Source organism: Buchnera aphidicola (Mindarus keteleerifoliae) (genome assembly GCF_039392895.1).
GTDB classification, from domain to species: domain Bacteria; phylum Pseudomonadota; class Gammaproteobacteria; order Enterobacterales; family Enterobacteriaceae; genus Buchnera_A; species Buchnera_A aphidicola_A.
On the sequence record NZ_CP135027.1, the window covers coordinates 338,220 to 362,292 of the forward strand.

At 23.3% G+C, this 24,073-nt stretch carries 22 protein-coding genes and 1 tRNA gene; 12 read left to right on the forward strand and 11 right to left on the reverse strand.

Going from position 1 to position 24,073, the window contains the following annotated elements; all coding sequences use genetic code 11:
• Positions 1-5: 5 nt before the first annotated feature.
• The 7 genes from infB to greA form a co-directional block, all read right to left on the reverse strand.
• Positions 6-2,561, reverse strand: a complete 2,556-nt coding sequence (infB, locus tag RJT62_RS01530; protein ID WP_343153326.1) for a translation initiation factor IF-2 — start codon at positions 2,559-2,561, stop codon at positions 6-8.
• Between the two features lie 12 nt (positions 2,562-2,573).
• The gene (gene nusA, locus RJT62_RS01535; RefSeq protein ID WP_343153328.1) at positions 2,574-4,061 is read right to left on the reverse strand and encodes a transcription termination factor NusA; all 1,488 of its coding nucleotides are present in this window, start codon (positions 4,059-4,061) and stop codon (positions 2,574-2,576) included.
• 290 nt (positions 4,062-4,351) lie between these two features.
• Positions 4,352-4,438, reverse strand: a tRNA-Leu gene (locus tag RJT62_RS01540).
• A 76-nt stretch (positions 4,439-4,514) separates the two neighbouring features.
• A complete protein-coding gene (gene secG / locus RJT62_RS01545) occupies positions 4,515-4,745 on the reverse strand; it encodes a preprotein translocase subunit SecG (RefSeq protein ID WP_343153331.1) in 231 nt (76 codons plus the stop codon).
• Positions 4,746-4,947: 202 nt separating this feature from the next.
• Positions 4,948-6,774, reverse strand: a complete 1,827-nt coding sequence (gene ftsH / locus RJT62_RS01550; protein WP_343153333.1) for an ATP-dependent zinc metalloprotease FtsH — start codon at positions 6,772-6,774, stop codon at positions 4,948-4,950.
• A gap of 54 nt (positions 6,775-6,828) precedes the next feature.
• The gene (locus RJT62_RS01555; protein ID WP_343153335.1) at positions 6,829-7,449 is read right to left on the reverse strand and encodes an RlmE family RNA methyltransferase; all 621 of its coding nucleotides are present in this window, start codon (positions 7,447-7,449) and stop codon (positions 6,829-6,831) included.
• 117 nt (positions 7,450-7,566) lie between these two features.
• Complete coding sequence (gene greA, locus RJT62_RS01560; RefSeq protein WP_343153337.1) at positions 7,567-8,046, reverse strand: transcription elongation factor GreA; 480 nt, start codon at positions 8,044-8,046, stop codon at positions 7,567-7,569.
• A 357-nt stretch (positions 8,047-8,403) separates the two neighbouring features.
• Between greA and RJT62_RS01565 the strand changes: the two genes are divergently transcribed.
• From RJT62_RS01565 to cgtA, 4 genes are all read left to right on the forward strand, one after another.
• Complete coding sequence (locus RJT62_RS01565; protein WP_343153339.1) at positions 8,404-8,655, forward strand: BolA/IbaG family iron-sulfur metabolism protein; 252 nt, start codon at positions 8,404-8,406, stop codon at positions 8,653-8,655.
• A 1,476-nt stretch (positions 8,656-10,131) separates the two neighbouring features.
• Positions 10,132-10,470 carry a 50S ribosomal protein L21 gene (gene rplU / locus RJT62_RS01570; protein WP_343153341.1) on the forward strand — a complete coding sequence of 113 codons (339 nt, stop codon included), beginning with the start codon at positions 10,132-10,134 and terminating at the stop codon, positions 10,468-10,470.
• Complete coding sequence (rpmA, locus tag RJT62_RS01575) at positions 10,460-10,714, forward strand: 50S ribosomal protein L27 (RefSeq protein WP_343153342.1); 255 nt, start codon at positions 10,460-10,462, stop codon at positions 10,712-10,714. Before rplU ends, rpmA begins: the two co-directional genes overlap by 11 nt.
• Positions 10,715-10,877: 163 nt before the next feature.
• Positions 10,878-11,897: an Obg family GTPase CgtA gene (gene cgtA, locus RJT62_RS01580; protein ID WP_343153344.1), complete on the forward strand. Its 1,020-nt coding sequence runs from the start codon at positions 10,878-10,880 to the stop codon at positions 11,895-11,897.
• A gap of 93 nt (positions 11,898-11,990) precedes the next feature.
• Here cgtA and rpsI read toward each other — a convergent pair whose 3' ends face one another.
• Both rpsI and rplM read right to left on the reverse strand, forming a co-directional pair.
• Positions 11,991-12,386, reverse strand: coding sequence for a 30S ribosomal protein S9 (rpsI, locus tag RJT62_RS01585; RefSeq protein ID WP_343153345.1), 396 nt, complete (start codon positions 12,384-12,386; stop codon positions 11,991-11,993).
• A gap of 13 nt (positions 12,387-12,399) precedes the next feature.
• Positions 12,400-12,828 (reverse strand): 50S ribosomal protein L13, encoded by a 429-nt coding sequence (gene rplM / locus RJT62_RS01590; protein ID WP_343153347.1) that lies wholly within the window; start codon positions 12,826-12,828, stop codon positions 12,400-12,402.
• Positions 12,829-13,126: 298 nt separating this feature from the next.
• Between rplM and RJT62_RS01595 the strand changes: the two genes are divergently transcribed.
• The 6 genes from RJT62_RS01595 (at position 13,127) to rplS (ending at position 17,792) form a co-directional block, all read left to right on the forward strand.
• Positions 13,127-14,260 (forward strand): prephenate dehydratase domain-containing protein, encoded by a 1,134-nt coding sequence (locus RJT62_RS01595; protein ID WP_343153349.1) that lies wholly within the window; start codon positions 13,127-13,129, stop codon positions 14,258-14,260.
• Between the two features lie 128 nt (positions 14,261-14,388).
• Positions 14,389-15,738 (forward strand): signal recognition particle protein, encoded by a 1,350-nt coding sequence (gene ffh / locus RJT62_RS01600; protein ID WP_343153350.1) that lies wholly within the window; start codon positions 14,389-14,391, stop codon positions 15,736-15,738.
• A gap of 102 nt (positions 15,739-15,840) precedes the next feature.
• On the forward strand, positions 15,841-16,083 hold the full coding sequence (rpsP, locus tag RJT62_RS01605; protein ID WP_343153352.1) for a 30S ribosomal protein S16: 243 nt from the start codon (positions 15,841-15,843) through the stop codon (positions 16,081-16,083).
• Positions 16,084-16,097: 14 nt separating this feature from the next.
• Positions 16,098-16,625, forward strand: a complete 528-nt coding sequence (rimM, locus tag RJT62_RS01610) for a ribosome maturation factor RimM (protein ID WP_343153354.1) — start codon at positions 16,098-16,100, stop codon at positions 16,623-16,625.
• Between the two features lie 20 nt (positions 16,626-16,645).
• Positions 16,646-17,392 carry a tRNA (guanosine(37)-N1)-methyltransferase TrmD gene (gene trmD, locus RJT62_RS01615; protein ID WP_343153963.1) on the forward strand — a complete coding sequence of 249 codons (747 nt, stop codon included), beginning with the start codon at positions 16,646-16,648 and terminating at the stop codon, positions 17,390-17,392.
• 52 nt (positions 17,393-17,444) lie between these two features.
• The gene (gene rplS, locus RJT62_RS01620; RefSeq protein WP_343153356.1) at positions 17,445-17,792 is read left to right on the forward strand and encodes a 50S ribosomal protein L19; all 348 of its coding nucleotides are present in this window, start codon (positions 17,445-17,447) and stop codon (positions 17,790-17,792) included.
• Between the two features lie 99 nt (positions 17,793-17,891).
• On the opposite strand, the gene tldD is transcribed toward rplS, so the two are convergent.
• On the reverse strand, positions 17,892-19,337 hold the full coding sequence (gene tldD / locus RJT62_RS01625) for a metalloprotease TldD (RefSeq protein ID WP_343153358.1): 1,446 nt from the start codon (positions 19,335-19,337) through the stop codon (positions 17,892-17,894).
• A gap of 271 nt (positions 19,338-19,608) precedes the next feature.
• Between tldD and aroQ the strand changes: the two genes are divergently transcribed.
• Complete coding sequence (gene aroQ / locus RJT62_RS01630) at positions 19,609-20,070, forward strand: type II 3-dehydroquinate dehydratase (RefSeq protein WP_343153360.1); 462 nt, start codon at positions 19,609-19,611, stop codon at positions 20,068-20,070.
• 63 nt (positions 20,071-20,133) lie between these two features.
• On the opposite strand, the gene rluD is transcribed toward aroQ, so the two are convergent.
• Positions 20,134-21,051, reverse strand: coding sequence for a 23S rRNA pseudouridine(1911/1915/1917) synthase RluD (gene rluD, locus RJT62_RS01635; protein ID WP_343153362.1), 918 nt, complete (start codon positions 21,049-21,051; stop codon positions 20,134-20,136).
• Between the two features lie 228 nt (positions 21,052-21,279).
• On the opposite strand from rluD, the gene alaS reads away from it, so the two are divergent.
• The gene (gene alaS, locus RJT62_RS01640; protein ID WP_343153364.1) at positions 21,280-23,910 is read left to right on the forward strand and encodes an alanine--tRNA ligase; all 2,631 of its coding nucleotides are present in this window, start codon (positions 21,280-21,282) and stop codon (positions 23,908-23,910) included.
• Positions 23,911-24,073: the final 163 nt, after the last annotated feature.

The window sequence follows — 24,073 nt, forward strand, 5'->3', positions numbered from 1 at the left end:
GAATATTAATTAACAACTTTAGTTTTTTTAAATGTTTCTATTTTATCTCCTATACGAATATCATGGTAATTTTTAATACCAATACCACATTCCATTCCACTTCTTACTTCGTTAACATCATTTTTAAATCTTTTTAAAGATTCTAACTCTCCATGATGTATAACTTTTCCATTTCTAAATATTCGAACAGAATTTTTTCTTTTAATTAACCCCTCTGTTACCATGCATCCTGCAATAGTACCGAATTTAGGTAAAGTAAACATATTTCTTACCTCTGCAGAACCAATAATTTCATTTTTATATTCAGGCGAAGATTGTTCTTTAATCATATCTTTTATGTCATTAATTAACTTATAGATAACCGAATAGTATAAAAAAGTTATACTTTCTAATTCAATCATTTTTTTCGCAGGCACATCGGGTTTAACATTGAATCCTAATATTATCGAATTGGATGTAGCCGCTAAAGAAACATCGGTTTCAGTAATTCTTCCCACACCTTCACCAACTATTTTAAATTGAACTTCATTTTTTTTAGGTAATTGAATCAACGAATTTTTAATTGCTTCTAATGAACCTTGTACATCTGATTTTAAAATAATATTTAATCCAAAATTAACATTTTTATCTATAGATTCAAACATTTTTTCAATTTCAATTTTATTTTTTTTGATAAATCTTGATTGTCTATATTTTAACTTTCTTTGAAAAGCAAGTTCCTTTGCTTTTTTTTCTTCTAAAACCACTAAAATTTTTTCTCCTACTACTGGCATTCCCGATAATCCCAAAATTTCTACAGGTAAAGAAGGTTCTGCAAACATAATATTTTTTCCTTTTTCATTCCTTATAGCACGAACCCTTCCATATTCAAAACCACATAAAATTGAATCACCTTTTCTTAAAGTTCCCTCTTTTATTAAAACACTAGCTATAGGACCTGTTCCTTTATCTAATCTTGATTCAATTACTACTCCATTTGCTAATCCTTCAAAAGCAGTTTTTAATTCCAAAATTTCTGCTTGCAATAAAATTGAATCTAATAAATTTGAAACACCTTCTCCAGATTTAGAAGAAAATTTTACAAATATGTTTTCACCTCCCCATTTTTCAGGAACTATATCATATTTGTTTAATTCTTTAATAATATTTTCAATATTTCCACTCACTTTATCAATTTTGCTAATTCCTACGATAATTGGAACTTTAGCTTCTTTTGCATGATGAATTGCTTCAATAGTTTGAGGTTTAACACCATCGTCAGCTGCCACTATTAAAACTACTATATCAGTAGTTTGAACCCCTCTAATTCTCATAGAAGTAAATGCTGCATGACCTGGAGTATCTAAAAAAGTTATTTTTCCTTTTTTAGTCTTTACTTGATAAGCTCCAATATGTTGAGTAATTCCCCCTGCTTCTTTTAAAACAATTCGAGTAGATCGTATATAATCTAATAAAGATGTTTTTCCATGATCTACATGTCCCATTATAGTTACAATAGGAGGTCTTGTTCTTATTCCCTTTTGACTAATGAATCCATCTTGAATTATCAATTTTTCTAATTTGTCTTCATGTATAACATCAACCTTATGTCCCATTTCTTCTGCTATCAATTGACTGGTTTCTAAATCTAAAATTTCATTTCTAGAAACCATTATCCCCATCTGATTTAATTTTTTTATAACAAGTTCACTTTTTACTGCCATTTTATTTGATAAATCTGATACTGAAATACTTTCATTAATAACTATATCTCTATTAACGATTTTAGCAGGTTTTCTAAAAGATTGTTGTAAAACACTTTTTTTCTTGTTTTTCTTTTGATAAGGAAATTTATTCTTTTTACTTAATTGAATATTTTCACTATTAGATTTAGATAAAAAAATTTTTCTTTTTTTATTATTTTTAATAAATTTATTCTTTTTTTCATTTATTTTAGTGTTTTCTTTTTTGTTCTTATATAAAAAGTTTTTTTTTGAATTAACATCTTTTTTTCTTTTTTTGTTTGTACTCTGATCTGAAGAATCATTAATATTATTTTTCTTTTGAGAAAAACTTTTTGATTTTGAATAATTTAAGTTAAGTTTATTATTCGAACGATTTATGTTTTTTTTTTGAACAAATTGATTAGAATTTTTTTTTAAATTATTTAAATTATTTTTTTTAATATAAACTTTAGCATTCAAGCTTATTTTTTTTTTAATTTTTACTTTATTATTATCAACAATATTTTCTGATTTAATAATTTCATTTTTATTTAAAACATTATTTTTTTTATTATTCAAAATATTTCTTTTATATTCTCTTATTTTAATAGGAATAGTTTTGTTTTTTTTATTAATATTTAAAATGTTCAATTTACTTCTTTTGTTTCTTTTCAAAATAACTTTTTCTAATTTAGAACTTTTTTTTTCATTAAAAAAATTTAATAAATTTTTTTTTTCATCTTTAGTAATTAATGTTTTTTCTGTTTTTTTTATTCCTAAATTAAAAAAATATTCTAATATTTCCTGCACTGATATTTTAAGTTCATCAGCTAAATTTTTTAATATTACATTTCTCATTTTTCTTCCTTACTATTTTACGCTTTTATTAAACCAACAAATATTTCTAGCAGCCATAATTAACTTTCCAGCTTTTTTACCATCTAAATCATAGATATCAACTAAATCATTAATACTTTGATCCGCTAAATTTTCTAGAGTACATATATTTTTTTTAGCTAGCTTTTTTGCTAAATTAATATTCATACCTTTCAAATTTAAAAGATTTTCGTCAATTTTAGGAAATACTTTTTTATCTTTATACAACATCTTATTTTCAAAAATCTCTTTTGCTGTTTTTCGAATAGAAATTGCTTCTGATTTTTTTAAACCCGAAATTTGAAACAACTCATTTAAAGATACATGAGCCAATTCTTCTATTGAAGAAAATCCTTCATTTATTAATAAATAAACTAATTTATCACTAATTAACAATTTTTTTTTAAACAAACAAAAAATAGTTTCTTCTTCTTTTTTATATTTGTTATTTAAATCTTCAGTAGTCATCACATTTAACTCCCAAGAAGTTAATTGACTTGCTAGTCTAATATTTTGTCCGTTTCGACCAATTGCTTTAGCAAGATTTTTAGCTTCAACAGCAATATCCATGATATGATCTTCTTTATTTACAATTATTGATGAAACTTCAGATGGTGCCATAGCATTAATGACAAATTGAGCTGGATTTTCATGCCACAAAATAATATCTATTTTTTCACCACACAACTCGTTAGAAATTGCTTGTACCCGAGCTCCTCTCATACCAACACAAGCACCTATAGGATCTATTCTTTTATCATTTGTTCTAACAGCTATTTTTGAACGTAATCCAGGATCTCTAGCAGCTGCCTTTATTTCTATAATTTCTTCTCCAATTTCAGGCACTTCAATTTTAAATAATTCAATCAACATTTCAGATTTTGATCTAGTGATATACAATTGAATTCCTTTTTGTTCAGGATTTACTGAATATAGAACTCCCCTGATTCGATCACCTAATCTAAAATTTTCCCTTGGTAACATATCTTCTTTAGTAATAACTCCTTCTGCATTATTACCTAAATCTAATATGACATTATCTCTATTATTTTTTTTAACTATTCCAATAACGATTTCTCCTATATATTGAGTAAATTGATTTACAATCATGAATCTTTCTGCTTCCCTTACCTTTTGTACTATTACTTGTTTAGCGGTTTGTGTAGTAATTCGATCAAAAGTTACAGAATCAATTTGATCTTCTACATAGTCACTGACTTTAACATTAACATTTTCAAATTTTGCGGCATCTAAAGTTATTTCTTTTGTTGGATAAACTACTTCATTAACTACCTTCCATCTTCTAAATGTTATAAAATTTCCATTTTTTCGATTAATTTTTACCCTGACATCAATTTCTTGTTCATATTTTTTTTTAGTCGCTGTAGCTAATGCGATTTCTAAAGCTTCAAAAATTTTTTCTCTTGGTAAAGCTTTTTCATTTGAAACAGCTTCGACAACAGCCAAAATTTCTTTATTCATTTTGTTTAACCTCAATTTATACATTAAAAATGTACAATTAGATTTAATTTTCAAATCTATTTAAAAATAAAAGCTTTATTAAAACTGTACGATACATTATCATCTTCAACAGAAACATTAATGAACAATCAATTTAAATATTATAAAAATTTAAATAAATATTTTTTTATATATTTGTCTGTTTTTAAAAAAAAATTTTAAAATAGTAAATTTCCTACATAATTTAATTAACTAAATTATACAGAAAAACGATTTAATTTATTTTTAAATATGATTAGTATATATTTTTATACCGAGGATGGGACTTGAACCCATAAACTCATTAAACGAGTACTACCTCCTCAAGATAGCGTGTTTACCTATTTCACCACCTCGGCAAAAAATATTTTAATATTGTTTTTTATTATTTACGTTGTGATTAAATTATTTTAACAACAATTTTAAAAGCTACGATTAAAGACTACTAACATTAGAAAGTATTAAACTAAATATAAAAAACAAAATAGCCGTAAAACCTGTAATTATAACAACTACATCACTATTAATATTCATAGATAAAGATTTTTTTTCACTATTATTATTTAATGAACTAATTATTTCAGAACCATTTTCTGATTGAAACATAATTAAAAAAATTAAGAAAAAAGATGATAAAATAAAAGAAATTAAATAAAAATTTAACATAAAAATATTCCTTCTTTCTTCGAAAGATCAGATTTTTTAGTAAAAAATCATATTTTTTAAAAAAAATAAAATTAAAATAATTATTGTTACCAGGAATAAAACTAATTTAACCTGGCAACAAATTTACATTTTAACATTTTACAGCAATCATTTAAATTATAAATAAATAAAACCTTTTATTTTTAAAAAATAAAAATTTCTACTAACAATTTTTTATTTTCGTTTCTTTGCTCTTTAATGTTTTTCTATTCATTAAATTATTTATCTGCACTGAATCAAGGGTTTCGTATTCTATTAATGCATCTTTCATGGCATGTAAAATATCTAAATGATCATGAAGAATTCTCTTCGCACGATTATAATTTTTTTCAATTAAAACTTTTACTTCTTCATCAACAATTCTTGCAGTTTCGTCAGATATATGTTTCGATTTAGAAACTGTTCTTCCTAGAAATATTTCTTCTTCTTCTTCGGCATATAATAATGGTCCTAACTTTTTTGAAAAACCCCATTGAGTTACCATATTTCTAGCTAAATTAGTAGCTACTTTAATATCATTATGTGCTCCAGTTGATACAAAATTTTCACCGTAAATTATTTCTTCTGCTAATCTTCCTCCATATAATGTAGAAATTTGACTTTCTAACTTTTGTTTACTTATACTTAAAAAATCTTCTTCTGGTAAAAAATAAGTAACTCCTAATGCCCTTCCTCTTGGAATAATAGTTACCTTATGTGCTGGATCGTGTTGGGGAACTAATCTACCAACAATTACGTGACCGGCTTCATGAAATGCTGTACTTTCCTTTTGTAAATCACTCATTACCATAGATTTTCTTTCTGAACCCATAATCATTTTATCTTTAGCTAATTCAAATTCGTTCATAGAAACGACTTTGTAATTAAATCTAGCTGCAAATAATGCTGCTTCATTTACTAAATTAGCTAAATCAGCTCCAGAAAAACCAGGAGTACCTCTTGCTATGATTTTAGAATCAACATCATTATTTATTAATATTTTTTTAATATGAACATTTAAAATTGCTTCTCTTCCTTTTATATCTGGAAGAGATACAATAACTTGACGATCAAATCTACCTGGTCGTAATAAAGCTGGATCTAAAACATCAGGACGATTAGTAGCTGCTATTAATATAATCCCTTCATTTCCATCAAAACCGTCCATTTCTACTAACATTTGATTTAAAGTTTGTTCTCTTTCATCATGTCCCCCGCCTAATCCTGTTCCTCTTTGACGACCAACTGCATCTATTTCATCTATAAAAATTATACAAGGTGCTACTTTTCTAGCATGTTCAAACATATCTCTTACCCTAGAAGCACCTACACCTACAAACATTTCTACAAAATCAGAACCTGAAATTGTAAAAAAAGGAACCTTAGCTTCTCCGGCAATAGCTTTAGCTAATAATGTTTTTCCTGTTCCAGGTGGACCTACCATTAATACACCTTTAGGTATTTTCCCTCCTAATTTCTGAAATCTAATTGGTTCTTTTAAATATTCAACTAATTCACTAACTTCTTCTTTTGCTTCATCGCATCCTGCAACATCGGAAAAAGTTGTTTTTATCTGATCTTCTGTAAGCATCTTTGCTTTACTTTTTCCAAAAGACATTGCTCCTTTTCCTCCTCCAAGTTGCATCTGTCTCATAAAAAAAATCCAAATCCCTATTAATAAAAAAGTAGGAAACCATGAAATTAAAACGGACATAATTATTCCAGGTTCATTAGAACCTTCTCCTATAACCCGAACATTTTTTATTAAAAGTGTATCTAATAATCTCGGATCATTGATAGGAATGTATGTAACATATCGATTATTATCTTTTTTAATAACATTTATTTCTCTACCATTAATACGCGCTTCTCTAACTTGATCTTGATTGACTTCAGATAAAAATGTTGAATATTCAATTTTTCTATTATTTAAATTATTTGTGGTAAAATTTTGAAAAATAGACATTAATATAACAGCAACAACTAACCAAAGAATTAAGTTTTTAACCATATCACTCAAAATACTACCTCGCATTACAACTAAGTTAACAAAAAACTTAGACTACTATATTTTTCGTCCAACCGCTACAATGAAAACTTCTCTAGAAGAAGAACGAGAAGAATTTGGTTTATATATATATACTTTTAAAAAAAGTAAACGCAATCTATGAATATAATCAGAAAATCCACTTCCTTGAAATAATTTAATTAAAAAAATCCCATTTTTTGTTAAAATTTTTTTAGTTAAATTTAAAGCTGATTCAGACAATTTTAATATTTTAACCATATCAATATCAAAAAAACCAGATATATTTGGTGCCATATCCGACATTACTAAATTTACCTTTTTAATATTTTTATTTTTATAAAAAAAATTTAAAATCTTTCCTTTATTAATATCCTTTTGAAAAAAATCTACACCAGGAATGGGTTTCATAGGTAATATATCAAATGCCAAAAAAAAACTTTTTTTCCCTACTATCTTTATTGCATATTCAGACCAACTACCAGGAGATGATCCTAAATCAACTAATGACATTCCTTTTCTAAGAATCTTAAACTTTTCTTGAATTTCTTTCAGTTTAAACCATGCCCTAGAACGAAAATTATATTTTTGACATTCTCTAACATAAAAATCTCTGAAGTGATTTTTTAACCATTTTTTTTTTACATTTCTTCTTGACATGATTAATTATTACCATATTTTTAAAAAAATTAAAAAAACTAAAAGGGAATAAAATTCTTTTTTTATTCCCTTTTTATTTTTCTAATCTATTCGCATATTTTAAATTTTCTAAAAATGTTATATGTACTCTACATTTAATATTTTATAACTTACAATTCCTGAAGGAGTTATAACATCAACAATATCATTTTTACATTTTCCTATTAAACTTCTTGCAACTGGAGAATTAATTGAAATTAAATTTTTTTTAAAATCTGCTTCATCATCTCCAACAATTCTATAAGTAGAAGATTTAGATTTTATTACATTAACAATGGTTACAGTTGAACCAAAAATTACCCTACCGGTATTTTTTATTTTTGTTACATCGATTATTTGAGCAATAGATAATTTAGTTTCAATATCTTGAATTCTTCCTTCACAAAATCCCTGTTCTTCTCTAGCTGCATGATATTCAGCATTTTCTTTTAAGTCACCATGTTCTCTAGCATTAGCTATAGAAGCAATGATTTGAGGACGTTTTACTTTTTTTAATTTTTCAAGTTCTTTTTTAAGTTTTTCAACACCTGTTAAAGTCATTGGAACATGCGTTATCATATAAATACCTCACAGTAATTTGTGATAGGACTGTATCTCCTATGTAACACTTTATGAATATAAAAATTATATATTTAATCAAATAAAAAAATTCTTTTTTTTAAAGAAATCTAAAAAATAAATAAATTTCAAAAAACCAGTTGTTTTAAATAATAATATACCAAAGATTTTATTTATAAAGATCTATTTATCTAATTTTTATTTATTATATTTATAATGTAAAACATACATTTTAATAATTTTTTTAAAAATTATTCTTAAAAAATCAAAATTAATTAAATAAAAAATTATTATTAAGCAAAGAAAATTGAACTTATTTATTGTATAATGAAGTAAATATTAAACAACCGAATTAACATGATGAAAAAAACAATAAAATCATTATTATTAAAAGAAAAATTTTTAGAAAAAGTTTATATAAAAGGAGATAATTATCACTTAAAAATAATAGCAATTAGTAAAAAATTTATTACAATGGAAGAAAAGAACAAACAACAAATTATCTATTCTCCTTTAACTAAATTGATTACAAGCAATAAAATACATGCTCTTACAATTGAAACATATACTCCAAAAGAATGGGAAATTTACAAAAAAAAAACAAATTAATTTAAAAAATATCTTTTAAAATAAAAAAACTTCGCATATTAAGACATGAAAAATTTAATGGAAAAGTTAAAATTTCTGGAGCTAAAAATTTTAAATTATCTGTAGTATTTTTATCTTTCAGTTAAACATCTAATAAAAATTAAAAATCTGCTAAAAATAAAAGATATAAAAATAGCAATTAGATTATTAATCAAATTAAGTTCTTAAATTGAATTTAAAAATTTTATATACTTTAATACTAGTTCTATAACCAATATAAAAATACCTTATAATTTAAGAATTTCTATTAGAAGATTCAATATAGACAAAAAAACTTTTATTAATTCATTTTAAAAATACTAAAATTTTTTTCCAGGAGGATATAAAATTAAAAAAAACTCATAGATTTTTATTCAATTACATTAAAAAAATGAAAGTTTTCATTACAATTAAAATATGAATATATTTTAGAAAAAATATCTAAAAAATTTATAGAAAATAAAATTACTTTAAAAAAAACAGTATCAAAACTACTGGTGTCATTGTTAGTATTACTGTTTTAGTAAAATAAATATCCGTAATTAATTGTGCTACTTAAGAACTTTAAATACAGCGTATTACTAATTTTCTAAATTATTGAAATGCAAAAATTATAGAAGTTGAAATGAAAAACATTCATTCAAAAGGTATGCTATCTAATGAGAAAAAATTAGAGAATATCTACTGATAAAATGAATGGAAACGGGAACTTTTTTAAATAACTAGTTCAATTTAAAGAGGATGTATTATATATCATAAAACTAATCCTTTTTTATTTTAAAAAACTTTAGAAATTTTAAATAAAACAGGAGATAAAATCAATATTAAAAAAGACTGAAATTACCTTAAACATGAAAGAAAAAAGACCAAATTTAGTCAGTATTAATATTGCCTCGCGCATTCTAAGTGAGTTTCCAACTGATCTATAAGTAAATTTCACTTTATTAAATATAACATCTTTAGGAAAAAGCAAGATAACTGAAACTATGTTTAAGAACAAATTTCTTTGTATATTTAAATTAATCAAAATGGGTTCAAACATCATCATTAAAAATAAAAAAATGATATTTTTAGAAATTAAAAACTATTTTATTCAAAATTAATAACAACAGATTTTAAATTATCGGCTAATTTAGTTTTAGTTAGTTATATTGCTAAATAAACTTCCTTAATTAATAAAGTTTTTATATCAAAAAAATGTGAAAACTTAACAAAAAATTTAATGTTCTTAGAACAAATATTATATTACTTAAAAACAATTAATTTAAATAAAATTATTTTTTGTACTCACTAAAAAATAAAAATATTCAAATATTTTAAATAGAATTAAATTTATTAAAACGAAAATCTGTATTTTAATTAAAAAAATTAATATATAATTAATTATCAAATAATTTTTTATATATATAAAAAAACAATTTATATATTTAAATATTTTTAATATAATTGGAGTAATATATGCATGCAGTTTTTAAAACCGGGGGGAAACAATATAAAGTAAATGTCGGACAGATAATTCGAATAGAAAAATTAAACATTTCTGCCGGAAATAATATCATTTTCAAAAACATTTTACTTATTACTGACACTTCAACAATTAAAATAGGTTCTCCTAATATTTTAGGAAGTACAATTGAAGCTAATATTTTGCGTCATGGGAAATCTAAAAAAATTAATATAATCAAATTTAATCGTAGAAAACATTACAAAAAAAAACAAGGACACCGACAATTTTTCACCGATATAAAAATTTTAAATATACATTATCCGGAAAGAGATATCAAAAATGGCACATAAAAAAGCAGGTGGTTCTACTAGAAATGGAAGAGATTCTCATTCCCAGAGACTGGGTATAAAACGTTTTGGAGGAGAATTTATATTAGCTGGAAGTATCATAGTACGTCAAAGAGGAACTAAATTTCATCCTGGGAAAAATGTTTCTTGCGGAAAAGATCATACTATTTTTGCTATCAAAAGTGGAATAGTGAAATTTGAAACTAAAGGTTTAAAAAAAAGAAAATTTGTAAGCATTTTAAATTAGTTTAAAAAAAACCTTTTTACCTAAATATTTAACTTATTAAAAATTAATTTTTAAAAATTAAATTTTTATTTAAGTTGAATTTACAATTTTAATAATTAATACATTTAAAACTAAAAATTATTGAAATAACGTTCACGTTTTTATAATAAAATTATTTAAAAAAATGAAATTCATTGATATAGCTACTATTCATGTTATTGCAGGTAATGGAGGAAATGGATGTATAAGTTTTAGAAGAGAAAAATACATTCCTAAAGGAGGCCCTAATGGCGGTGATGGAGGAAATGGAGGAAACATTTGGATTATTGCAGATAGAAATCTAAATACTCTTGTTGAATACAGATTTAAAAAAACTTTTTTAGCAAAAAATGGTGAAAATGGAAAAGGAAAAAACTGCTCTGGAAAAACAGCTCCTGATATATATCTTGATGTCCCTATAGGAACTAGAATCATCAACGATGAAACTAGTGAAATTATCACCGATCTTAAATTACATCAACAAAAAATATTAATTGCTAAAGGAGGATGGCGAGGTATTGGGAATTCTAGATTTAAATCATCTGTAAATAGAACACCTAGAAAAAGAACATTAGGTACATTAGGAGAAAACAGAAAAATTACTTTAGAACTTAGACTATTAGCTGATGTAGGAACACTAGGTTTACCTAATGCTGGAAAATCAACCTTTGTTAGCCAAGTTTCTAAAGCCAAAACAAAAATAGCAGATTATCCTTTCACCACTATTAAACCAATTTTAGGACAAGTAATGGTTGAAGAAAAAAAAACTTTTTCCATCGCAGATATTCCGGGTTTAATAAAAAATGCTTCTAATGGATCAGGATTAGGTTTCGAATTTCTAAAACATTTAGAAAAGTGCAAAATTTTATTACATATCGTTGATCTTTTTCCTACTGATAACTCTGATCCTATTAAAAACATCAAAGTCATTACAACTGAATTAAAAAAATATAGTTTAAAACTATATAATAAACCTAGATGGTTGATTTTAAATAAAACTGATTTATTAAATCAAAATAATTTATATTATATAAAAAAAAAGATTACTAAAAATTTTAAAAAAGAAAATAAAATTTATTTTATTTCTTGTTTTGATAAAAAAAACATTAAATCTCTTTGTTTCGATATTTATAGTTTTCTCGAAAAGAAAACTTTAAAACAATAAGTTTAATCGTGTATATTTTTGTATATTCATAAAATGCCTATAAGATAATTTAATAATCTAATCAAAGAAGATTAGATTATTAAACAATTTAGACTATCTTTTAGAAAATTGAGGACGTCTTCTAGACTTTCTAAAACCTACTTTCTTTCGTTCAACTTTTCGAGAATCTCTCGTTACAAACCCCGCTTTTCTCAACTCTATTCTAAATAAATTATCATAAACAATTAATGCTTTGGTAATGCCTTGTCGAATAGCCCCAGCTTGTCCTGAAATTCCTCCGCCTTTAACAGTAATATAAAGATCAAATTTATTTTCCATATTAATTAAATTTAAAGGTTGTAAAACTACCATACATGACGTTTTTCTACCAAAATATTTTTTTAAAGAAAAATTATTAATTGTTATATTTCCTGTTCCTTTTTTTAAAAAAACTCTCGCTGAAGAACTTTTTCTTCTACCTGTACTATAATAATTTTTTTCTCCACTCATCTTTTTTCCTTAATTAAATCATTAATTTTTTTGGATTTTGAGCTATATGTCTATGTTGACTTTCATTATAGACTTTTAATTTTTTTAACATACCCCTTCCTAAAACCCCTTTAGGTAACATTCCCTTAATTGCATTTTTTAATATTTTTGACGGATTAATAGACATTACCTGTTTAAAACTTTTTTTCTTTATTCCTCCAACATAACCTGTATGATTATAATAGATTTTATTTTCATATTTATTTCCTGTTATTTTTATTTTATTTGCATTCAATATAATTACATAATCACCAGTATCCACATTAGGAGTATAAATTTCTTTATGCTTTCCTCTAAGTAATTTGGAAATTTGACTAGCAAATCTTCCTAAAATTTTATTTGAAGCATCTACAACATACCAATCAGGAGAATAATTTTCTTTTTTAACTAAATAAGTTTTCATAAAATACCTAAGATTAATAAAAATTAATAAAAATTCAAAAAAAATACATTTTTATTATATAATAATAACTAATTTTTTATAAAAATTATAATAATTACTACTTTTAATAAATATATTTTTTTACTCAAATTTATATCTATATAAAAATGTAGATTTTGTTTATCTACAAAATTTAATTTTTAAAGAATATTTAAATAAAAAAATTAACCAAAATATTTTCATAAATTTTTTTTAATTTTAATATATAAAATATCGTAAAAAATTTTCTTTTTAACTAACATATTAAGAGTAATAGAATATGAATTCAAACGATCCATTATTAACGATACGAAATAAAATTAATTTAATAAATAAAAAATTAATAATTTTATTATCAAAAAGACAATCTTTAACAATAAAAATAGCTAAAATAAAATTAGCTATTAATCATTCGATAAAAGATAAAAATAGAGAAAAAAATATGATCAAACAATTGATCAACACAGGACAAAAATATGGAATTAAAGAAAAATATATTTCGGATATATTTAACATTATAATTAATCAATCAATATCAATACAAAAAAAACTTTTAGAAAAAACAAAAAAATCATCAAATAAAAATTTATCTGCATCTTTTCTAGGACCTAAAGGATCTTATTCTTATAATGCTACCCTCGAATACGAGACAAAAAAAAACAAAAAATTATTAAAAAAAAATTGTTCTAATTTCAAAAAAGTATTTCAAAATGTAGAGAACAATTATTCTGATATCGGTATTGTTCCTATAGAAAATAGTTGTACTGGACCTATTTCTGAAATTTATAATTTATTGAGTCAATATAACCTGTTGGTTATTGAAAAATTTTCGATTCCCATTGAACATTGTTTATTAGGTATATCTACTGCTTCTCTTAATAAAATTGAAACGATTTACAGTCATTCTCAACCGTTTAAACAATGTAAAAAATTTATTTCTCTATTCTCTAATTGGGCAAAAAAATATGTTGAAAGTACAGCAATAGCCATGAAGCAAGTTTCTTCTTTAAATCTAAACAACATAGCAGCTATAGGAAGTCCTATAGGAGCTAATATTTACAATTTAAAAATTATAAAAAAAAATATTTCTAACAAAATTAATAATTTTACCAAATTTGTTGTTCTTTCTAAAAAAAAACCTTTAAGTTTAAACATTTTTTTTGAGAAAATAATGATAACATTCATTATAAAGAATAAATCTTATTATTTTATATCTTTGTTTTCGTTATTAGAAGAACACAATATTATCGTTAACAAATTTGAATTATTTTGTTTTCAAAATTCTTCAAAAGAAAAAAAAATGTTTTTAGATATTAAATCTGATTTGAAAAATTTTCAAATAGAAAAATTTTTTCAAAAAATTAAAATTTTTGTAAAAGATTTTAAAATCGTAGGAACTTATAAATCAATATAAAGAATTATACTTTGTTCAAAAATATTTTTTATGATTAATCTATTTAAAACTTATTACATGCTAGTATTTAATTTGTCGAAAATTATAAATTTTAACATAAATTATTTTAAATAAAATTGGAGAAAGAAATGTTCGAAAATTTAAGTAAAAAATTGTCTTTTATTTTAAATAAGATTAGAAGCAAAGGAAGATTGACTAAAGAAAATATTACTGATGCTTTAAGAGAAATTAGAAAAACACTATTAGAAGCTGATGTTTCTTTATCAGTTATTAAAACTTTTATTAATTCAGTACTAAAAAAATCTATTGGTCAAAAAATTAATATCAATTTAACTCCTGGACAAGAATTTATAAAGATTATTAAAAATGAACTAATTGAAATAATGGGTAAAAAAAATGATGAATTAAATTTTTCTGTTCAACCTCCCGCAATATTTTTTTTAGTTGGTTTACAAGGGACAGGAAAAACTACTACTGTAGGAAAATTAGCAAAATTTATTAAAAAAAAATACAAAAAAAAAATACTTATAACTTCTTTAGATATATACCGACCTGCTGCTATTCAACAGTTACATACTTTATCAAAAGAAATAAATGTTGATTTTTTCTTTACTTCCATAGATGAAAAACCAATTGACATAGCTCGAAAATCTTTAGAATATGCAAAAAAAAATTTTTATGAAGTATTATTAATAGATACAGCAGGAAGACTTCATATAGATAAAGAAATGATGAATGAAATTATTCAAATTAAAGAAACTATATCTCCAATTGAAACATTATTGGTATTAGACGCTATGACAGGACAAGAAGGAATGAATATATCAAAAACATTTAATGATCTTCTATCAATATCAGGAATTATTATAACAAAAATTGACGGAGATTCTAGAGGAGGAATAGCTCTATCAGCTAGATTTTCAACTAAAAAACCAATTAAGTTTATAGGAACAGGAGAAAAACTAAATGATTTACAGCCTTTTTTACCCGAAAAAATAGCCGAAAGAATTTTAGGAATGAAAAATGTCATTTCATTTATTAAAAATGTTGAAAAAAAAATCATTCATTCCAAAAAACCATTGTTTAACGAAAATATAGCTAAAAACCCTAAATTTGATTTGAATGACTTTTATAATCAAATTGATAAAATTCAAAAAATAGATGGTGTAAAATCTTTTATTAAAAATTTTCCAAATAAAACAAATATTCCTAATGTTGGAAACATTCAAGAAATAAACGAAAACACATTATTAAAAATGAAAAATATTATTAACTCTATGACAAAAAAAGAAAAAAAAACACCTAATATCATTAAAGGATCTAGAAAAAAAAGAATTGCTAATGGTTCAGGAACAAGTGTACAGGATATAAACAAATTACTCAAACAATTTGAAATCATGAAAAGAATGATCAAAAAAATTAAAAAAAATGGAATTCATAATATTTGGAAAAATATAAAAAATTATTTAATTCATTAATTAAATATTAATAAACATATTTTTGTTAAAAAATGAATATTTTCTTCTAAAAAAAAGATATGATATAATTAAAATATTTACTAAAGATAGAGAATAAAAACTGTGGTTAAAATTAGATTAATTCGAAATGGGGCTAAAAAAAAGCCATTTTATCAAATAGTTATTACAGATAGTCGAAAATCAAGAAATGGGAAATTTATTGAAAAAATTGGTTTCTTTGATCCGATTCATAATAATAAAGAAAAAAATGCTAATATTAATTTAGAAAGGTTAACTTATTGGAAAAAACAAGGTGCTCAATTATCAGAAAGAGTAAAATATATAATTAACCAAAAAAATTCCTAAAAAAATAAAATTTTATGAATAAAAAAAATATAAATTCTTTTTTGATAGTAGGTCGAATTGGATCACCTTATGGAATAAAAGGATTTATTAAAATTTTTTCCTATACCGAAAAAAAGGAAAATATTTTTAAATATTTTCCTTGGTTTATAAAACCTAAATTTTTTGAAAAAATTTTGGTAATTTGTTTTAAAAAAATAAAAAATAATTTTTTAGTAAAATTTAAAAATTTTTCTGATCGAGAAAAGATAAAAATTTTGACTAATGAAAATATTTGGATAAATAAAAGTCAATTACCTGTTTTAAAAAAAAATGAATATTATTGGAATCAAATGATTGGAATATCTGTTTTTAACTTAAAAAAAGAAAAAATAGGTAAAATAATAAATTTAATTGATAATAATTTTTACGATATTTTGATAATTGAAGATATTTCAAGAAGTTTTAAACCTACTCTTTTTATTCCTTTTATTGAAGATAAAATCATTAAAGAAGTTAACATTATGAAAAATTATGTTTTAGTTGACTGGGACTATCATGTTTGAAAACAAAAAATAAAAAAAAAATTTGGTTTGGAATCATAACTATTTTCCCAGAAATGTTTTCATCGATTATCAAATTTGGAATTATAAATAAAGCTATTAAAAAAACTATATTACAAATAAATTTCTGGAATCCAAGAGATTATAGTAAGAAAAAAAATAGATCTGTAGACGATTATCCTTATGGAGGAGGAGTTGGAATGATTATGAACATAGAACCTATCTATTTAGCTATCCAAGCTGCTAAATGTTTTATTAAAAATAAAACTAAAATAATTTATTTGTCTCCTCAAGGAAAAAAAATGAATCAAAAGGACATTTTGAAATTGTCCTTAAATAGAAATTTAATTCTAGTATGTGGAAGGTACAAAGGAATAGATGAAAGATTAATCAAAAATTGTGTAGACGAAGAATGGTCAATAGGAGATTACATTCTTAGCGGAGGAGAATTACCAGCAATGGTACTAATAGACTGTCTAGTTAGAGTTATACCTGGTGTTTTAGGAAAAATTCAATCGGCTGAAGAAGATTCTTTTTCTAAAAATTTATTAGAACATTCTCAATATACTCGACCAAAAAAATTCTTAAATTACAATGTTCCCGATATTTTGTTGTCTGGAAATCACGCTAAAATAAAAAAATGGAAATTAAAGCATTCTCTTGGAAAGACATGGAAAAAAAGACCAGATTTATTAAAGAACATAACACTAACTAAGGAAGAAAAAAAACTTCTTCTGGAATACCAAAATAAATATAAAAAAAAAATCTAATTGAATAAAATTGTTGTAAACTATATCTATACTTACAAAAAAAAAAAATAAAATGCATAAAATTATTCAAAAAATAGAAGAATCTCAACTTAAAAAAAACATACCTAACTTTAGACCTGGAGATACTCTTAAAGTAGAAGTATGGGTAGTAGAAGGTTCTAAAAAAAGATTACAATCTTTTGAAGGAATAGTAATAGCTATTCGAAAAAGAAATTTGAATTCTAGTTTTACATTACGTAAAATATCTAATAATGAAGGGATTGAAAGAGTATTTCCTACTCATTCTCCTATAATTGAAAAAATTATTGTTCAAAGAAAGGGATTTGTGAAAAAATCTAAATTATATTATTTACGAAGTAGAATAGGAAAATCAGCTCGTATTAAAGAACGAATAAACTAACTTTTTATTTATAAAAAATAAAATTTTGAAAGCATACATAATATATACATCGTATGCTTTCAAAGATAAACATCAATTTTTTATATTTAATAAAAAAAATTAATTAATTCCTCCTATTGTTAATTTTTTTATTTTAATTGTCGGTAATCCAACTCCAACTGGAATATTTTGTCCATCTTTTGAACATGTTCCCGTTCCTGAGTCCATTTTTAAATCATTACCTACCATAGAAATACTTTGCATTACTTCAATACCTGATCCTATTATCATAGCACCTTTGATAGCTTCTTTTATTTTCCCTTTTTTAATTAAATATGCTTCAGAAGTAGAAAAAACAAATTTTCCAGACGTTATATCTACTTGACCTCCCGAAAAATTTTTTGCATAAACTCCATAATCAACACTATTAATAATATCGTCAGGTTCAGAAGTTCCTGGCAACATATAAGTGTTTGTCATTCTAGGCATCGGTAAATGCGAATATGATTCTCTTCTTCCATTACCTGTACTTTCTAAACCCATTAACTGAGCATTAAATTTATCTAACATATATTTTTTTAATACTCCATCTTTAATTAGGATATTGGATTGTCCAGGAACCCCTTCATCATCAACAGATAATGACCCTCTTAAATTAAGTAAAGTAGCATCATCTATAACAGTGCATAACTTAGACGCCACTTTCTTGCCGATTTTTTTTGAAAAAACTGAAGTTCCTTTTCGATTAAAATCTCCTTCTAATCCATGTCCAACAGCTTCATGTAATAAAACTCCTGGCCAACCTGATCCCAATACTACTGGTAATGATCCTGCCGGAGCTAATTTAGCAGAAAGATTGATCAGAGCTGAATTAACTGCTTCATGTATCCAATTAAATACTCTATTATTTCCTAATGTATCTTTCTCTAAAAAAAAATCATAATTTCCTCTACTTCCTCCACCACTGTATCCCTTTTCACGATTTCCATTTTCTTCTACTAATATAGTAATGGAAAGATGTATTAATGGACGTATATCTGAAACTAAAACTCCTGAAGAAGAAGAAATTAAAACTTCTTCATGAATTCCAGTTAAAACTGCATTAACTTTAGTTACTCGTCTATCGATTTTTCTAGCAATTTTGTCAATGTAATATAAAATTTCAATTTTTTCATTAGTGTTCTTTTGATCGATAGGATTTTCAGAGGGATATCTTTTTTTTATTTTTTCGGGAGAAAAATTATATATTTTTTTATATGAAGGGTTTTTCAAAGTATTAATAATAATATCTGCACTATTTTTTAATCCTTCTAAATTAATGGTGTCTACATAAGAAAAAAAAGTCGTATTTCTTTTAATTGTTCGTATTCCAATTCCTTGATCAAACAAATATATCCCATTTTTTATAATTCTATCTTCTAATATCCATGATTCCTTTAATTTAGACTGAAAATATAAATCAGTATAATCAACTTTTTTTTCGAAAATATCACTTAAAATATTAAATAAATCTTGATAATTAATATTGTTATTGAATAATAAATTTTTAGAAACAACATTTAACATTTTTCTCTCACTTATTGCGTTTATTTTAAATTAAAAAATTATATTTTTTATATTTAAGATATATAAAAAAAAATAATTTTTGTTATAATTAAATATAAATTTAAAAAAATTTGAATAGATATTAAATACCTTTTAAAAAAAAATTTTTCTATATTTTTTTAAAAAAAGATGTCATCTATATAATTAATTGGTAAAGTTGTCTACTTTCATCAAAAAAACTTTAATAATAAACATTAACTACTTTTTTAACTTTTAAAACAACATAAAAAATATGAAAAAAAAATTTAATCTTTTGATATTAAATGGACCTAATTTAAATTTATTAGGAACTAGAGAACCTAAAAAATATGGAAATACAACGTTAGAAGAACTAACACATTTACTAAATAAAAAAGCATTAGCATTAAATGCAAATTTATATCATTATCAATCTAATGCAGAACATTCTATTATTGAAAAAATACATAAATCAAAAAAAAAAATTAATTATATAATTATTAATCCAGCAGCATTCACACATACAAGTATAGCAATTCGAGATGCTTTATTAGCAGTAAATATTCCTTTTATTGAAGTTCACATTTCAAATATTCATGCTAGAGAAAATTTTAGATCTAACTCTTGGTTATCGGATATATCTCAAGGCGTAATTACCGGTTTTGGAACAGATGGATATTGTTGGGCATTAAAAACAGCTATAAAAAGATTATCAAATTTTTCTAATAAAAAATAATTTTTTTTTAAATTAAGGAATTAAAAAAATCTATTATTTTAAATACGTAAAAGATTTATATTTTTATTTATTAAAAAATTTTAAAAATTCAATTAAATTAGCTATATCTTTAGGCAAATTTGTTTTCCAACTCATAAATGTATTTTTGATTGGATGAAAAAAAGATAACTTTTTTGCATGTAATGCTTGTCTCGGAAAATTTTTTATTTTATTCAAAATAATGGAATCAATTCCTTTTTTTAAAAATTTTTTTCCTCCATAAATTTGATCTCCAACTAAAGGATGTCTAATATACGACATATGAACTCTGATTTGATGTGTTCTTCCAGAATTTAACTTAACTTTAACGTGAGTAAAATCATTAAAATTTTCAATTATTTTATAATAGGTAACAGCTGATTTTCCATTTTTATTTACTGCCATTTTCGTTCTTTTATAAATATTTCTTGAAATTGGAGCACTAATTACTCCTCCTGAAATTACGTTTCCTATAATAATAGCTTCATATTCTCGATGAATGTCTCTTGATTTAAATAAATTTTTTAATTTTTTATATACAATCAAACTTTTTGCTATTACCATCAAACCAGTAGTATCTTTATCCAATCGATGAACTATTCCAGATCGAGGTATATTTTTAAAAATTTTATTATTATGTAACAAAGCGTTAAATATTGTTCCATTTTTATTACCAGCGCCTGGATGAACTACCATATTTGTTTGTTTATTTAAAATAAGAAGATGCTCATCTTCATAAATAATATTTAATGGAATGTTTTTATCTAAAATTTCCACTTCATTTGATTTAAAAAAAAATACAGTAATCAAATCTCCATAATATATTTTCTTCTTAGGAATATTAACTTTTTTATTATTAATAAAAACTTGATTTGATAAAATGCATTTTTTTAAGTAAGTTCGAGAATATGATTTAAAAAATTTTGTTATCGCTTGATCTAATCGAGTGTTTAAAAAACACATAAAAGAAAATTTCTTTTCAAATTTTAAAAATTTATTCATAATTTTATTTATAAAAATTTAACTACTATAAGTAATAGTATATAACATATTTATAAATTTTTTTTAAATGTATATTAATTAACTAAAATTGACAAAATTTAACAAACTTAATATTTTATTATTATAAAATAAAAAGCAATTTTTTTTGTTTTTTACAATTAAAAATTAAATTTACTTAAAAAGGAAAATATGAAAAAAAGCATTAACGATATACGAGCAATGTTTTTAGAATTTTTTAAAAAAAAAGATCATACTATTATTTCTGGAAGTTCAATTATTCCGAAAAATGATTCCTCTTTACTATTTACTAATGCTGGAATGAACCAATTTAAAGATGTTTTTTTAGGAAAAGAAAAAATAACTCATAAAAAAATAGCTACTGTTCAAAATTGTTTACGTACAGGAGGAAAACACAATGATCTTAATAATGTAGGTTTTACTCCTTATCATAATACTTTTTTTGAAATGCTTGGAAATTTTAGTTTTGGAGAATATTTTAAAAAAGAAGCTATAAAATACGCTTGGGAACTTTTAACATCAAATAAATGGTTTAATTTACCTGCTGAAAAACTAATAGTAACTGTTCATGACTCCGATGAAGAAACATATGATGTTTGGAAAAACATCATCAAAATGCCTCTCTCACAAATTATCCGAATAGAAAAAAAAGAAAAAATATTTTTATCTGAAAATTTCTGGAAAATGGGATCTAGTGGACCATGCGGGCCCTGCACTGAAATTTTTTTTAATACTGAAAAAACTGCTTTAAATAAAAAAAATTTTTTTAATAACGACAAATATATAGAAATATGGAATATTGTATTTATTCAATTCAACCTTCTTTCAAATGGAACTATAATTGATTTACCTTACAAATCTGTTGACACTGGGATGGGATTAGAAAGAATCACTTCAATTTTACAAAAAAAAAATTCAAACTATAAAATTGACTTGTTTAAAAAATTAATTTTTTATTTATCAAATACTTATAATATTCAAGATTTGAACAACCAATCACTTTACATAATAGCTGACCATATAAGAACTAGTTTATATATCATTTCCAATGGAATTCAGCCTTCTAACGAGGGAAGAGGATATGTACTTAGAAGATTAATTAGAAGAGCTTTACGCCATGGATTAAAAATTGGAATAAAAAATGCATTTTTATATAAAATAATACCTTATTTAATTAAATTAATAGAAAATTCTGGTTGTAAATTTATAAAAGAAGAAAAAAAAATAAAAAAAATATTAAAATCAGAAGAAATTCAATTTTTAAAAATACTAAAAAAAGGAATTATCATACTAAATAAAAATATTCTTAAAATAAACAATAATGTTCTTCCCGGAGAAATTGTTTTTAAATTACATGACACGTACGGTTTTCCGGTGGATCTAATAGATGAAATTTGTAAAGAAAAAAAAATAATATTAGATTATCAGAATTTTAATAAATTAATGGAAAATCAAAAAAAGAAATCAAAAAAATCAAATAAATTTTCTTTTATTAAAAACTACCTAATGTCTAAAATAAAACCTACCATTTTTTTAGGTTATGAAAAAAAAGAAATTACAACAACTATATTAGGTATATTTTTAAATGAAATTAATGTTGAAAAAACTCAATCTAAAAGCGAAAAAATTGTTTTAGTTTTAAAAGAAACTCCTTTTTACGCTGAATCTGGGGGACAAATTGGAGACTCCGGAGAAATATATAACGAATGTTTTAATTTTTTGGTTGAAGACACCAAAAAAAATGGATCGGTAATCATTCACTTTGGAAAATTGATTAAAGGAACAATACAAAATAATTCTATTGTCAAAGCTAAAATTAATATTAAAAAAAGAAAGGCAATAGAAATAAATCATTCCGCTACTCATTTATTGCATAGTGCATTAAAAATTGCTTTAAATCAAAATATTATACAAAAAGGATCACTAATAACTCAAGAATATTTTCGTTTTGATTTCTTATATCCGGGATCTATTTCTGAAAAAAAAATAAGAAAAATTGAAAAAATAATAAATAATAAAATTTGGGAAAATTTAAAAGTTAAATTTAAAATAATTTATTTTGAAGAAGCGAAAAAAAGAAATATCATTTTTTTAGAGAATAAAAAATACGATACAAAAGTAAGAGTTTTGTCCATAGATAACTTTTCTCATGAATTATGTGCTGGAACTCATGTCAAAAAAACCAAAGAAATTGGAATATTAAAAATTACTTCCTGTAATAGTATTGCTTCTAACATTCATCGAATAGAAGCGGTTACAAAAAATAAAGCATTGCTATTAATTCAAAAAAAAGAATCTATTCTTAATCAAATAAAAACAATTTTAAAAGAAAAAGAAGAAGAAATAATTAAAAAAATTAATTTTTTATCAAATAAACATTTATATTTTAAATCAATAAATAAAAAATTTGAAAAATATGAAATTAAAGAAATAGCTAAAAAAATACTTAAAAAGGGTATACTAATTGATACTACTAGGTTAATTATTTATCAATTTCAAGAAAGAGAATTAAGTTTCATAAAAAATTTAATTAATTATTTTAAAAATCATTTAAGTTCATTTATAGTTATATTAACTAACAAGAAAAATAAAAAAATTTCTATTTTAGTCAATGTTACAAATGTGTCAAAAACATTAATTTCAGCGTTAAAAATAATAAATTTTATAACTAAAAAAATAAATGGAAAAGGAGGAGGAAATGAAAAAAGCGCACAAGGTGGAGGAACAAACCCCAAAAATAATAATCTTTTTATAAAAGAAGTTAAAAATTGGATTTTATCTGTTCTTAAGCAAAATAATTAAAGTTACAAATAAACATAATAAATTTTTATATACCAATATATTAATATATAATTGAATATTACCTTTATTTAAAAAATCTTTTCTTATTTAAGAAGAAACTTATATAAAAAACTGTGAAAATATTATTTTATAATTTTAATTTATAGCATATTTTTAAATGAGT